The organism is Micromonospora inaquosa (assembly GCF_003857055.1).
GTDB lineage: Bacteria > Actinomycetota > Actinomycetes > Mycobacteriales > Micromonosporaceae > Micromonospora > Micromonospora inaquosa.
In genome coordinates this window covers 1-12,080 of sequence record NZ_QGSZ01000395.1, presented here as the reverse complement: position 1 = coordinate 12,080, position 12,080 = coordinate 1, and the positions used below count along the sequence as shown (strand labels likewise).

Sequence of the window (12,080 nt, the reverse complement as noted above, 5' to 3'; positions counted from 1 at the left end):
ATGTGCCGCCGGGTGGGTGATGCCCCGTTTGAACCCCATCGGGACGGGAAGCCGGGCCGCGTGGTGAGCGAAAGAGGCAAGGTGGGGCCGGTGCACAAGATGCACAAGGGGCTCACGGCTGATGGCGCCGGTCTCGCCGGCGACCGGGTCGTGGCCGTGGGCAGTTCCGCCCGGGTGCTGGTCGCCGCCACCGCCCGGGCACTGCGAGGGGTCGACTGCGCCGACCTCGGGCACACCGGGCCGACGTCACGGTTCCCCGGCGCACCCGAGCCGGTACGCCGTGCGGCCGCCACCCGCGCCGCCGGTCGGGTCGCGCTGACCGTGGCCCAGGTCGACGAGATCGACGCCGCCCGGGTGGCCCGCTGGTTCGTCGACCAGTACCCCCGCCGGCGCTACCCCGGGGTGCTGATCGGTTCTCCGCACGGTGCGGCGGCGCACCTCGCGGTGGCTCTCGGCGTGCCGTGGCTGCCGGCGGGCTTCGAGATGACCGTGCACTGGTCCGAGGGCGGGGTGGACCGCCCGGCGGACGCCGTGGAGCACGGGGCGGCACTCGCCACCCGGCTGCTCGCCGGTAACGCCGACCTGCACCTGCGCCAGGTGCACTGCCCGGCCAGCCGTGGCGCGCTCACCGGGGCGACCGTGTCGCTGACCGCCGCGTGGAGGGCCCTACCGGCCGCGTACGCGCAGTTCCTGGCCGACCTGCTGATGCCGGGTGCGCCAGTGCTGCTGGTCCGCGACGCGCGCACCTGGCCGGTCCTGGAGCGCGGGCCGGGGCACAGCTTCCAGGTCGGTTGCCCGGGCAGCGGCCTGGACCCGGTGGACTTCCACCCGGACAGCCACGCCCTGCGGCAGGTGCTGCGCTCCGTCGGCGGCGACGCGACCCGATGGGAGCCACCGGAGGTGTCCGTACCGTCGGCTGACGCCGAGCACGGCGTCGACCCGGGCTTCGAGTTGGCCGCTCGGGACTGGTCCGCCCAGCACCACCACCCGCTGCACCGGGTGTTGGTGCCCCGTCCGGCCGCACTGAGCGCGGGCGTGGCCGACCTGTACCGGCGGTGGCTGCGGCGCGCCGGCAAGACCGGTGACCGGTTGGTGGTGGAATGCGGTCGATTGCTCGACCCGTGGCAGGTGGTGCGGGCGGGCCTGGTGCCGTACTGGTGCGAGAACGCCACCCGCCGCAGCGTCGACGAGGCCGAGTGGTGGCTGGCCGGCAGCGAGGCGTTCAGCTCGGTGGACGTGTTACCCGAGCCGCCCGGGGTGCGCTCGCCCGCGCTCGCCGGGTTGCCGCAGTGGCTGGCCGTCGCCGGGTTCGGCCGGCGGCGTCGCGCGCTGGACCGCACCACCGCTCGCGGCTACCCGGTCACCTCGGTGCCCACACGCCGGGCCACCGAGGTGCTGCGCGCCCAGCCGTACGACCTGCCCGCGCCGCCCCCGCTGGGGGTCGCAGAGGCACTGGCCGTGCTCCGCGACAGCGGCGGCCACCAGGGGTTGCTGGTCTCCTGAGACGGAGCACGCCGAAACATCCTCGCGAACCCGGGGTCCCGTGATTGAGTACCTACGGAGCGGGAACATCGCTGGCTGCGACGGCCTAATTGCGCTGCGTAGAGGCGGTGTCGCCCGCTGGCATCCCAGTCACTGACCCACTTTCCGGCCCGGTGCGTGGCTCGACCACGCGCACGACCGGTTTCCCGATCCGGGCGGGGGACCTTCCTGAGGGAGGCGCGGATGTTCGGACAGACGAGCACGACCACGACCACACCACCACCCACCGATCGAGGTCTGGAGGATCTCGACGCGGCGGCGATGGCGTACGCGGCCCGGATCGCCGGGCTGCCGCCGGAGCGGCGGGGGGAGGCTCGGGACGACCTGGTGCGCTTCGCGCTGCCGTTCGCCGGGCGGCTGGCCCGCCGGTACCGGGGGCGTGGAGAGCCGCTGGAAGACCTGGAGCAGGTGGCCCGGCTGGGGCTGGTCAACGCCGTCGACCGCTATGACCCGGAACGGGGCTCGTTCACCGCGTACGCCGCGATCACCATCGTGGGCGAGATCAAACGGCACTTCCGGGACCGTACCTGGGGTGTGCACGTGCCCCGCCGGCTGCGGGACCTGATCCTCGAGGTGGGGCAGGCCACCGCCGCACTCACCAGCGAGCTGTCCCGGGCCCCGTCGGTGGCCGAACTGTCGGCCCGGCTGGAGACGCCGGAGGAGGAGATCCTCGCCGCCCTGGAGTCGGCGGCCGGCTACAGCCCGGCCTCCCTCAACGCCCCGGTGGGCGGGGAGAGCTCCGCCGAGTTCGGGGACCTGGTCGGCGAGTCGGACAACGCGTTGGAGTCGGTCGACGACCGGGTGACGGTGAGCGGCCTGCTGCACCGACTGCCCTGGCGTGAGCGGCGAATCCTCGCGATGCGCTTCTACGGCAACCAGACCCAGGCGGAGATCGCCGCCCGGTTCGGCATCTCCCAGATGCACGTGTCCCGGCTGCTGTCTCGGGCGCTCACCTGGCTACGTCAGGCGATGCTCGCCGACGCGCCGCCGCCGTGGCAGAACGGCGCGGCCGAACCCGACCCGGGCAAGACCCGGATCTCGGTCAAGCAGAACGGCGACACGGTGGTCGTCGAGGTGGGCGGCGAGATCGACCGCGACGGCGCGGACCAGTTGCGTCGGGCCATGCTGGAGGCGGTCACCGGGCAGCCCAGCGAGGTGGTCGTCGACCTGGTCGGCGCGGGTGGCTTCGACGCCGGTGGGATCGCGGCGCTGATGGCCGGGCGGGACGCCGCGGAGCGGACCGGGGTGCCGCTGCGGCTGACCCGGGTCCAGCCCGCGGTACGCCGTTCGCTCACCGCCGCCGGCCTGGCGCCGGCCCGGGACTGACCGCACCCGCACAGGCGAAGGGCCGACACCCGGCTGGGTGTCGGCCCTTCTGCGCGTACCTCTGGTCAGTGCTCTTCGGGGTTGCCGTCGCTGTGCGGGTGACGCCAGCGCTCATGTGGCTTCGGCGCGTCCTCGGCGTCCTTCGGCGGGTCGCTCTGCTCGAAGCTCGGCCGGCGGACACCCTCGGGCTCCGGCACGTCCACCGGCCGGGCGCCGGAGCGCGGCGCCGGCTGGTAGTCGGTCGCGTCGCGGGCGCCGTGCGCGCCCTCGGCGGACGGCGACTCCGGGATGTGGTGCTCCAACCGCAGTTCGTCGGTGAACTGTTGCGGCGGCTTGGTGGTGCGTTGCGGCAGGTCGCGGCCCAGGTCGGCGACGAGCGGGCCGTACTTCAGGTCGAAGGCGGGGCGCTCGGACCGGATCCGGGGCATCCGGTCGAAGTTGCGCAGTGGCGGCGGACAACTGGTGGCCCATTCGAGGGAGTTGCCGAAGCCCCACGGGTCGTCCACAGTCACCATCGCCCCGTACCGCCAGGACTTCCAGGCGTTGTAGATGAAGAAGAGGGTGGACAGGCCAAGGATGAACGCGAAGATGGTGGAGATCGTGTTCAGGGTGGTGAACCCGTCGGTGGGCAGGTAGTCGGCGTACCGACGTGGCATGCCCTCGTTGCCCAGCCAGTGGTGCACCAGGAAGGTGCCGTGGAAGCCGATGAACATGGTCCAGAAGTGCGCCTTGCCGAGCCGTTCGTCGAGCAGTCGCCCGGTCATCTTCGGCCACCAGAAGTAGTAGCCGCCGAAGAGGGCGAAGACCACGGTGCCGAACACCACGTAGTGGAAGTGCGCCACCACGAAGTAGCTGTCGTGGGTGTGCCAGTCGACCGGCGGGCTGGCCAGCAGCACCCCGGTGAGCCCGCCGAGCAGGAAGGTGACCAGGAAGCCGATGGCGAACAGCATCGGCGTCTCGAAGGTGAGCTGCCCCTTCCACATGGTGCCGATCCAGTTGAAGAACTTCACCCCGGTCGGCACCGCGATCAGGTAGCTCAGGATGCTGAAGAACGGCAGCAGCACCTGACCGGTGGCGAACATGTGGTGCGCCCACACCGTCATGGACAGCACGGTGATGCCGGCGGTGGCCAGCACGATCCCGGTGTAGCCGAAGAGCGGCTTGCGGGAGAACACCGGAATGATCTCGGTGATGATGCCGAAGAACGGCAACGCGATGATGTAGACCTCGGGGTGGCCGAAGAACCAGAACAGGTGCTGCCAGAGCATCGGGCCGCCGGTGGCCGCGTCGTACACGTGCGCGTTGAGCAACCGGTCGGCGGAGAGGGCCAGCAGCGCGGCGGCCAGCAGCGGGAAGACGAGGATCACCAGCAGGCTGGTGAACAGCATGTTCCAGGTGAAGAGAGGCATCCGGAACATGGTCATGCCCGGCGCGCGCAGGGTGAGGATCGTGGTGATCAGGTTGACGGCGCCGAGGATGGTGCCGAGCCCGGAGACGACCAGGCCGAGCACCCACATGTTCGCGCCCACCCCGGGGGAGTTCTCGACGCTGCTCAGCGGGGTGTAGGCGGTCCAGCCGAAGTCGGCCGACCCCTGCGGTGTGATCAACCCGCCGATCACCATCAGCCCACCGAACAGGTACAACCAGTAGGCCAGCGCGTTGAGGCGGGGGAACGACACGTCCGGCGCGCCGATCTGGATCGGCACGATGTAGTTGGCGAACCCGAAGGCCGCGGGCGTGGCGAACAGCAGCAGCATCACCGCGCCGTGCGAGGTGAAGAGCTGGTTGTACTGCTCGGGGGAGAGGAACTGCATCCCCGGGCGGGCCAGCTCGGCCCGCATCATCATCGCCTCCAGGCCGGCCAACACGTAGAAGCCGAAGGAGGTCAGCAGATACAGCAGGCCGATCTGCTTGTGGTCGGTGGTGGCCAGGAACTTGATCAAGGAGTTGCCGGGGATCGGTGTGCGTACCGCTCCCGGGAACCCTCCGAACCGGGCCGGTGCCAGGATCGCCGGGCCCCGATCGCGACCGGGTTCCGTGGTTACCCGCTTGGGCATGGCTGCTCACCCCGTCGTGACGGCAGAAAGGACGGGCGTGCCTACCCGACCCTCGCACCATGTAACCAGGCCAGAGCGGAAAATTCGGTCAGAACGCTGGTACCGGGTGCAAGCGCCTCGAACCCTCAGGTCGCCGGCAGCATCGCCCAGACGGCCTTGCCCGGACCGGCCGGCACGCTGCCCCACCGCTGGGTCAACTCCCGGACCAGCATCAACCCGCGCCCGCCCTCGGCGCGCAGGTCCGTGCCGCCCGCCCGCGCCTGGGCGCTGCTGCCGTCCACCACGGCCAGGTGCAGGTACGGCCGGCGCAGGGTGACCGTCACCTGCATGGGGGTGCCAGCGTGGCGCACCACGTTGCCGACCAGTTCGCTGAGCACCAACGCGGCCGGGCCGGACGCGTCGGGCAGGTTCCACCGCGTGCACGCGTCGGTGACCAACTCCCGGGCCCGCCGGCACGCCTCGGCCACCGGCTCCAGCCGGGCCCGCATCCGCGGCGTGGACGCCGCGCCGGCCAGTCGGGTCGCCTCCGCGCAGTCCGCCGAAACCGGAAGCACCCGGCAGGTGGTCGACTCGGCCAGCCACCGTGCGGCGACCGGCGACGGGGCGCACAGCAGCACCGGTACGGCCGGCCATTCCTCGGCCCGGCGGGCGGTCGCGGCGAAGACGGACAGCGCCAACCGGTCCTCCACACTCACCTCGGCCATGTCGACCACCAGCGCATCCGGCTGGTCGACAAGCGCCTCGGTCAGCGCGTGGTGCACCGAGCGCATCGTGCCCCGGTGCAGCGTGCCGGCTAGCCGAACGACCGCCACCGGTGCCGTGGTGCGCACCTCGCAGGTGATCCGGCTCGACATCGGGGCCTCACTTCGCTGCTGGGTCGGGATCTGCCAACTACCCGAGGTCGTTCCCGATCAAACCGGACCGACGGTGGAGCGAGCCAGGTCACGCCCGCGACGCCAGGTCAGGGACGGGTTCGGCCGCTCAGCACGCCCAGCGCGATCATCACCACGCCGAGCCCCAGGTGCAGCCAGCCGTCGGCGTCGTTGACCGGTAGCACGTTCGCCCCGGTGTCGTGGTCCACCGCCAGCCCGTACAGCCAGAGCACCAGGAGGACCGCGCCGCCGCCGATCAGGAACGCCCGAGCGCCGGTGACCGTCCGCGCCAGCAGCAGACCCGCCACCCCGAACGCCAGGCTCACCAGGTTGTGCAGCACCGACACCTGGAAGACGCCGAACAGGTACGCGCCCGAATCGGGGCCGGCGAAGCGCAGCGCGTCCATGCCGCTGGTGATCCCCGGCACGAAGCCGAGCACGCCGACCAGCAGGAACAGCACCCCCATCGTCGCCGCCGCGCGACGGACCGGCGGTTTGCCGTCGGCCGGGTTGGGTCGGGCCCGGGAGTGCGCCATCGGTCCGACCATTCCGGCTCCTCGTCGCGCGGCGGGCAGAAGCGCTGCCGGCTACCCGCTGCCGCCACCGACAAACCGGCTGGCCGCGCCGACGGTCAGGCCGGCAGCAGCCTCGGCGCGCGCGCCGACTGCCGGACCCGCTCGTACAGCTCGACGTAGCGCTCGGCCATCACCGCCGGCGTGAAGCGCCGCGCGGCCACCCGCCGGCACTCGTCCGGGTCGAGCAACTCGGCGGCGACGAGCAGGTCGCCCAGCTCATCCTCGTCGGCGGTGAGCAGCCCGGTGCGGCCGTGCTCGATCAACTCGGGCAGGCAACCCCGGGCGGTGGCCACCACCGGCGTTCCCAGGGCGAGCGACTCGACCACCGCCGTGCCGCCCGGCTCCTCCCAGCGCAGCGGGAAGAGCGACGCGCGGGCGCTGGCCAGCAGGTCGTCGCGCTCCTGGCCGGCCACCGTGCCGACCCAGCGGACCAGGTCACCGTCGACGTGCGGGGCCACCTCGTCGAGGAAGAACCGCACGTCCGGGTTCTGCCGGGCCTCGTCGCCCGCGGCGGCCAGGTCGGCCGGCCGATGGTACGGCCCGACGGGGCCGGCCAGCACCAGCGGAAGACCCACCCGGTGCGCGAGCCGGGCGCCCACGTCCTGCCCCTTGCCCGGGTTGATCCGGCCCAGGATGAGCAGGTGCTCGCCCTTCTCCGGCCGGGGTCGCCGGTCGGCGTCGACGGCGAGCGGCGTGGACAGGTGCACGTGCCCCACCGAGTGCTCCCGGAGCGCCAGCGGGGCGCGGGCCAGCTGCGAAGCGGAGACGCCGTTGACCCGGACCCGGTCGCCGCCGTCCAGGCTGCCGTACAGCGCCGGGTGCTTGGCCAGGTCCCAGTGCAGGGTGTGCAGGGTCGGCGGCCCGGCCGGGCCCATCGCGGCGAGGGTGGCCAGCCCGACCGCCTCGACGTGATCGTGCACCAGGTCGATGTCGTCGCGGGAGTGCAGCTCACGGACCACCCCGGCCAGGTGCGCCTGGGCGATCCCGCAGACCTGGTTGTACGGCCGTTGCAACGCGGCGAACTGCCCGTCGGTGAAGACCGACACCTGTTCGTCGACCGGCAGCGTGCTGCTGCCCACCGAGGCGAGCACCACCCGTACGCCGAGTCGCCGCAGCTCCGGCACCAACGTGGCGATCACGTTCTCGATGCCGCCGTAACCGGGCGGTGGCACCGACAGCCACGGGCCCGCGTTCATCAGCACGGTGAGGCCCTTCGCGCTCATGCGGCGGCCACCTGGCGGCGGGGCAGCCGATGGCGCAGTTCGGCCAACGGCGGGCGTTCCTCGATGGACACGTCGCTGACCACGATCTCGCGGTCCAGGTTCGGCAACGTGTCCGATCCGCCGCGCCGGAACTGGGTCAGCAACGCCTCCGGCGCGAACCCCGGGGTGGCCCAGCCGCGGCGCTGCAACCGGGACCAGGCGGTCAACATGATCTGCGCGGACATCCGGCCCAGGGCTGCGGTGTCCTGGTGCCGGTGCTTGCGCTCACCGAGGTCGACCTGCGCCAGCGCGTCCAGGCCGACCAGGTCGAGCAGGTCGATCATCATGGCCGTCTCCACCCCGTACCCGGAGACGAACGGCACCTGGGCCAGCACGTCCCGTCGGCCCGCGTACTCGCCGGCGAGGGGCTGCACGAAGCCGGCCAACTCCGGCCAGAAGAGGTTGAGCAACGGGCGGGCCATCAACTCGGTCACCCGGCCCCCGCCGTCCTGCTCCACGCTGGCGGTGCCGACCAGGGGCCGGTGGTAGAAACCCTTCACGAAGTCGACCGACGGGTCGGTCAGCAGCGGGCCGAGCAGCCCACTCACGAAGTGCGGCCGGAACTCCCGCAGGTCGGCGTCGATGAACGCCACCACGTCCCCCTCGGCGGCGGCCAGCCCGGCCCAGAGCGCGTCGCCCTTGCCGGTGAGCCGGGGCAACCCCCGGGTCATCGCGTCCTGGCTGACCACCTCCGCACCGGCGGCGCGGGCCACCTGCGCGGTCCGGTCCGTCGAGCGGGAATCCACCACGATCAGCTCGTCGACCAGGGCGACCCGATCCATCAGGTGCTCCCGGATGGTCGACACGATCGCGCCGACGGTTGCCTCCTCGTTGCGCGCCGGCAGCACCACGCTGACCCGGGTCTCACCCTTGGCACGCATCAGCCGACGGGTCGGCCAGTCCGCCGCCGACGTCGTCCGGTACGTGGCCCACGCCTCCACCACCGGCGACACGCTCGATGTCGTATCCCGCACGGGCACCCCTCCGTTCGTGCGTGGAAAAACCGAAATTGGTTGTTCCCATTCCTCATCACGCGCTAACCGTTTTCTCGGCAACAGCTTGATCACAGAGGAGACGTCACCGCGTTCCCGGGGGATGAACGTTTGATTGCGCACACCCCAGGGGACTGCTCCCAACGCAGATGAAAAGTCTTCGAAGGGGTGTCGGGATGCGGAACTGCCGGGTGGGTCTGGTCGGAGCCGGCGGCGTGGCACAGCGCCACGCGCGGGTGCTGGCCGGATTCGACGACGTCGAACTGGTCGGCGTCACCGACGTCGCGCCGCAGGCCGCGTCCGCGCTGGCCGCACAGCACGGCGGGCGGGCCTGCGCCGACGTCGCCGAACTGCTGGCCAGCGATCTGGACGCCATGTACGTCTGCGTGCCACCGTTCGCGCACGGCCCCGCCGAGGAGGCAATCGTCGAGGCCGGGCTGCCGATGTTCGTGGAGAAACCCGTCGCTGTCGACCTGAGCACCGCCGAGCGGATCGCCGACCAGGTCGCGCGGCGCGGGCTGCGCACCGCCGTCGGCCACCACTGGCGCTACCTGAGCGTGCTCGACCAGGCCCGCGACCTGCTCGCCGACCGGCCGGTGCGGATGGTCAGCGGCGCCTGGCTGGACAAGGTGCCCCCGGTGGCGTGGTGGTCGCGGCGGGACCGCTCCGGCGGCCCGGTGGTCGAGCAGGCCGCCCACGTGCTCGACCTGATCCGGGTGCTGGCCGGCGAGGTCACCGAGGTCACCGCGTACGGCAACGGCACACCGCCGCCGGTCGACGGCGCCGACATCGACTCGGTGACCACCGCCGCGCTGCGCTTCGCCGGCGGCGCGGTCGGCACGCTCAGCGCCGCCTGCGTCCTCGGCTGGAAGCACCACGCCGGCCTGGAGATTCTCGCCGACGGGCTGGCCCTCGCGATCACCGAGGACGGGCTGTCGATTCGTGACGCCGACGGCGAACGACACGTACCCGCCGACCCGGAAGCCTCCCGGGTGGCGGTGGACCGTGCCTTCATCGACGCCGTGCGCGGCATCGGCGACGACGTGCGCGTCCCGTACGCCGAGGCGCTGGCCACCCAACGGTTGGCCCTCGCGGTGGCCGACTCGGCCCGTACCGGCACGACCGTGCGGCTCGCCACCGCGACCGCGCCGGCGGTGCTCGCCAGCGGGGTGACCGTCGATGCGTGACAAGGTCGTGGTGGTCGCCGGCCCGGGCCGGGTCGACCTGGTCGAGCAGGACGCCGCGCCGCTGCGTCCCGGCACGTTCCGGGTCGAGACGCTGTTCAGCGGGGTCTCCGCCGGCACCGAGCTCAGCTACGTCAAGGGCACGAACCCCTACCTGAACGTCACCTGGAACGCCGATCTGGGGCTGTTCCAGCCGGGCCCGGCCAGCACGCCCTACCCGGTGACCCGACTCGGCTACATGCAGGTCGGCCGGGTGGTGGAGAGCGAAACCCCGGCCATCGCGGTGGGCACCGTCGGCGCGATGACGTACGGGCACCGCACCGGCTGGCTGGCCGACCCGGTCGCCGAACGGTTCGTGGCGCTGCCCGACGACCTGGACCCGCTGCTCGGCGTCTACGTCGCGCACATGGGCCCGATCTGCGCCAACGGTCTGCTGCACGCCGCCGCCGACCTGTACGGCACCGACGTCCGCGCGCTCGGCGACGGGGTACGCGGCCGACGGGTCGCCGTCGTCGGCGCCGGTGTGGTGGCGTTGCTGACGGCGTTGTTCGCCCGGCGCAACGGCGCCGCGTCGGTGGTGGTGCTCGACCCCACCCCGCACCGCCGCCAGGTCGCCGAGGCGCTCGGCCTGGAAACCCTCGACCCCGACGCGGACGACCCGGCGGTCGTGCTCAAGACCCGGTGGGCGCACAGCGCCGCCGACCGGGGCGCGGACGTGGTGTTCCAGTGTCGGGGGCAGGCGTGGGCGTTGCACCTCGCGCTGCGGTTGCTGCGGCCCCAGGGCACCGTCATCGACCTCGCCTTCTATCAGGGCGGCGCGGACGCGGTCCGCCTCGGTGAGGAGTTCCACCACAACGGGCTGTCGCTGCGCTGCGCCCAGATCGGCCGGGTGCCGCGCGGGCTCGCACCCACCTGGGACCGCGAACGACTCTCCGCCGAGACCATCGACCTGCTCAGGACGTACGGCGACACGATCCGCAAGCACCTCGTCTCGGCGGTGGTGCCGTTCGACGAGGCGCCCGCCCTCCTCACCGACCTGGCCGATCGTCGCCGCCAGGAACTTCAGGTGGTGCTCGCCACCTGAGCTGGCCGGCTGGAGCGGGCCCGCCCGGGTGACGCGGCGGACTACCGTTCCCGGCATGAGCACCTCGACGCACCGGCCAGCCGGCGGCACCTCAACGGACCGGTCGGCCGACGGCACCTCGGCGCCCAAGCCGACCGGCGGCTCCGCCGCGGGTCGGTCGGTCGGCTTGGGCGCGCTGCTGCCGTACCTGCGGGAGCACCGCGGCACCCTGGTCGTGGTGGGCGCGCTGTCGCTGATCGGCTCGGCGGCGTCGCTGGCGCAGCCGCTGCTGACCCGGTCCGTGCTCGACCGGATCGGCGCCGAGCAGGGGGTGTCCCAGCTGGTGGCGGTGCTGGTGGCCCTCGTGGTGCTCGGCGCGGCGATCGGCGGGCTGCGCGACTACCTGCTGCAACGCACCGCCGAAGGGCTGGTGCTGGGCACCCGGCGCCGGCTGGCCGGGCACCTGCTGCGGCTGCCCATCGCCGAGTACGACCGCCGACGCACCGGCGACCTGCTCTCCCGGGTCGGCTCGGACACCACGCTGCTGCGGGCGGTCGTCACCTCCGGGCTCTTCGAGACGGTCACCGGGGCGGTGACGGTGGTCGGCGCCGGCACGGCCATGGTGCTGCTCGACCCGCTGCTGTTCGGCGTCACCCTGCTCGGGGTGGGGCTGGGGCTGGCCTTCGCCGCCACGTTCGCCCGCCGGGTCCGGGCGCTGGCCCGAACCGCCCAGGAGCGGATCGGCGAGATGACGTCGGCGGTGGAGCGGGCCATCTCGGCGGCGCGGACCATCCGGGCCAGCCGCGCCGAGACCCGGGAGACGGCGACCGTCACCGGCAGCGCCCGGGAGGCGTACGAGGCGGGGCTGCGGGTGGCCCGGGTGCAGGCGTTGGTCGGCCCGATCGGCTCGGTCACCGTGCAGGGCGCGTTCCTGCTGGTGCTCGGCATCGGCGGGGCGCGGGTCGCCGCCGGGGCGATCTCCGTCGGTGACCTGGTCGCGTTCGTCATGTACCTGTTCCTGCTGGCGCTGCCGCTGGGCCAGGTGCTGCGGGCCTACACCCAGTTGCAGTCCGGCCTGGGCGCCCTCCAGCGGATCGAGGAGATCCTCGCCGTGCCCGCCGAGGGTGCGGACGACCGGCTCGCCACCCGGGTAGCCGAAGCTCACCCGGTCGAACTCGATCATCGGGGTCGGGCGGCGAGCCGGTGC

At 72.8% G+C, this 12,080-nt stretch carries 10 protein-coding genes; 5 read left to right on the top strand and 5 right to left on the bottom strand.

Annotated elements, in window-relative coordinates; genetic code table 11:
• Nucleotides 1-99: 99 nt before the first annotated feature.
• On the top strand, nt 100-1,503 hold the full coding sequence (locus DLJ59_RS35450; protein WP_124778471.1) for a hypothetical protein: 1,404 nt from the start codon (nt 100-102) through the stop codon (nt 1,501-1,503).
• Between the two features lie 222 nt (nt 1,504-1,725).
• Complete coding sequence (locus DLJ59_RS35445) at nt 1,726-2,868, top strand: SigB/SigF/SigG family RNA polymerase sigma factor (protein ID WP_124778470.1); 1,143 nt, start codon at nt 1,726-1,728, stop codon at nt 2,866-2,868.
• 65 nt (nt 2,869-2,933) lie between these two features.
• Here DLJ59_RS35445 and ctaD read toward each other — a convergent pair whose 3' ends face one another.
• From ctaD to DLJ59_RS35420, 5 genes are all read right to left on the bottom strand, one after another.
• Nucleotides 2,934-4,925, bottom strand: coding sequence for an aa3-type cytochrome oxidase subunit I (ctaD, locus tag DLJ59_RS35440; RefSeq protein WP_124778469.1), 1,992 nt, complete (start codon nt 4,923-4,925; stop codon nt 2,934-2,936).
• A gap of 125 nt (nt 4,926-5,050) precedes the next feature.
• A complete protein-coding gene (locus DLJ59_RS35435; RefSeq protein ID WP_124778468.1) occupies nt 5,051-5,779 on the bottom strand; it encodes an ATP-binding protein in 729 nt (242 codons plus the stop codon).
• A gap of 107 nt (nt 5,780-5,886) precedes the next feature.
• Nucleotides 5,887-6,345, bottom strand: a complete 459-nt coding sequence (locus DLJ59_RS35430) for a DUF4383 domain-containing protein (RefSeq protein WP_124778467.1) — start codon at nt 6,343-6,345, stop codon at nt 5,887-5,889.
• Nucleotides 6,346-6,428: 83 nt separating this feature from the next.
• A complete protein-coding gene (locus tag DLJ59_RS35425) occupies nt 6,429-7,595 on the bottom strand; it encodes a glycosyltransferase (RefSeq protein WP_124778466.1) in 1,167 nt (388 codons plus the stop codon).
• The gene (locus tag DLJ59_RS35420) at nt 7,592-8,575 is read right to left on the bottom strand and encodes a glucosyl-3-phosphoglycerate synthase (protein WP_244236398.1); all 984 of its coding nucleotides are present in this window, start codon (nt 8,573-8,575) and stop codon (nt 7,592-7,594) included. The genes DLJ59_RS35425 and DLJ59_RS35420 overlap by 4 nt, the downstream gene beginning before the upstream one ends.
• 227 nt (nt 8,576-8,802) lie before the next feature.
• Between DLJ59_RS35420 and DLJ59_RS35415 the strand changes: the two genes are divergently transcribed.
• The 3 genes from DLJ59_RS35415 to DLJ59_RS35405 all read left to right on the top strand — a co-directional run.
• Nucleotides 8,803-9,813: a Gfo/Idh/MocA family protein gene (locus DLJ59_RS35415; protein ID WP_124778464.1), complete on the top strand. Its 1,011-nt coding sequence runs from the start codon at nt 8,803-8,805 to the stop codon at nt 9,811-9,813.
• Complete coding sequence (locus tag DLJ59_RS35410) at nt 9,806-10,894, top strand: zinc-dependent alcohol dehydrogenase (protein ID WP_124778463.1); 1,089 nt, start codon at nt 9,806-9,808, stop codon at nt 10,892-10,894. Before DLJ59_RS35415 ends, DLJ59_RS35410 begins: the two co-directional genes overlap by 8 nt.
• Before the next feature lie 55 nt (nt 10,895-10,949).
• Nucleotides 10,950-12,080, top strand: a 1,131-nt coding sequence (locus DLJ59_RS35405) for an ABC transporter ATP-binding protein (RefSeq protein ID WP_244236397.1), incomplete at its 3' end; no start/stop codon positions are given.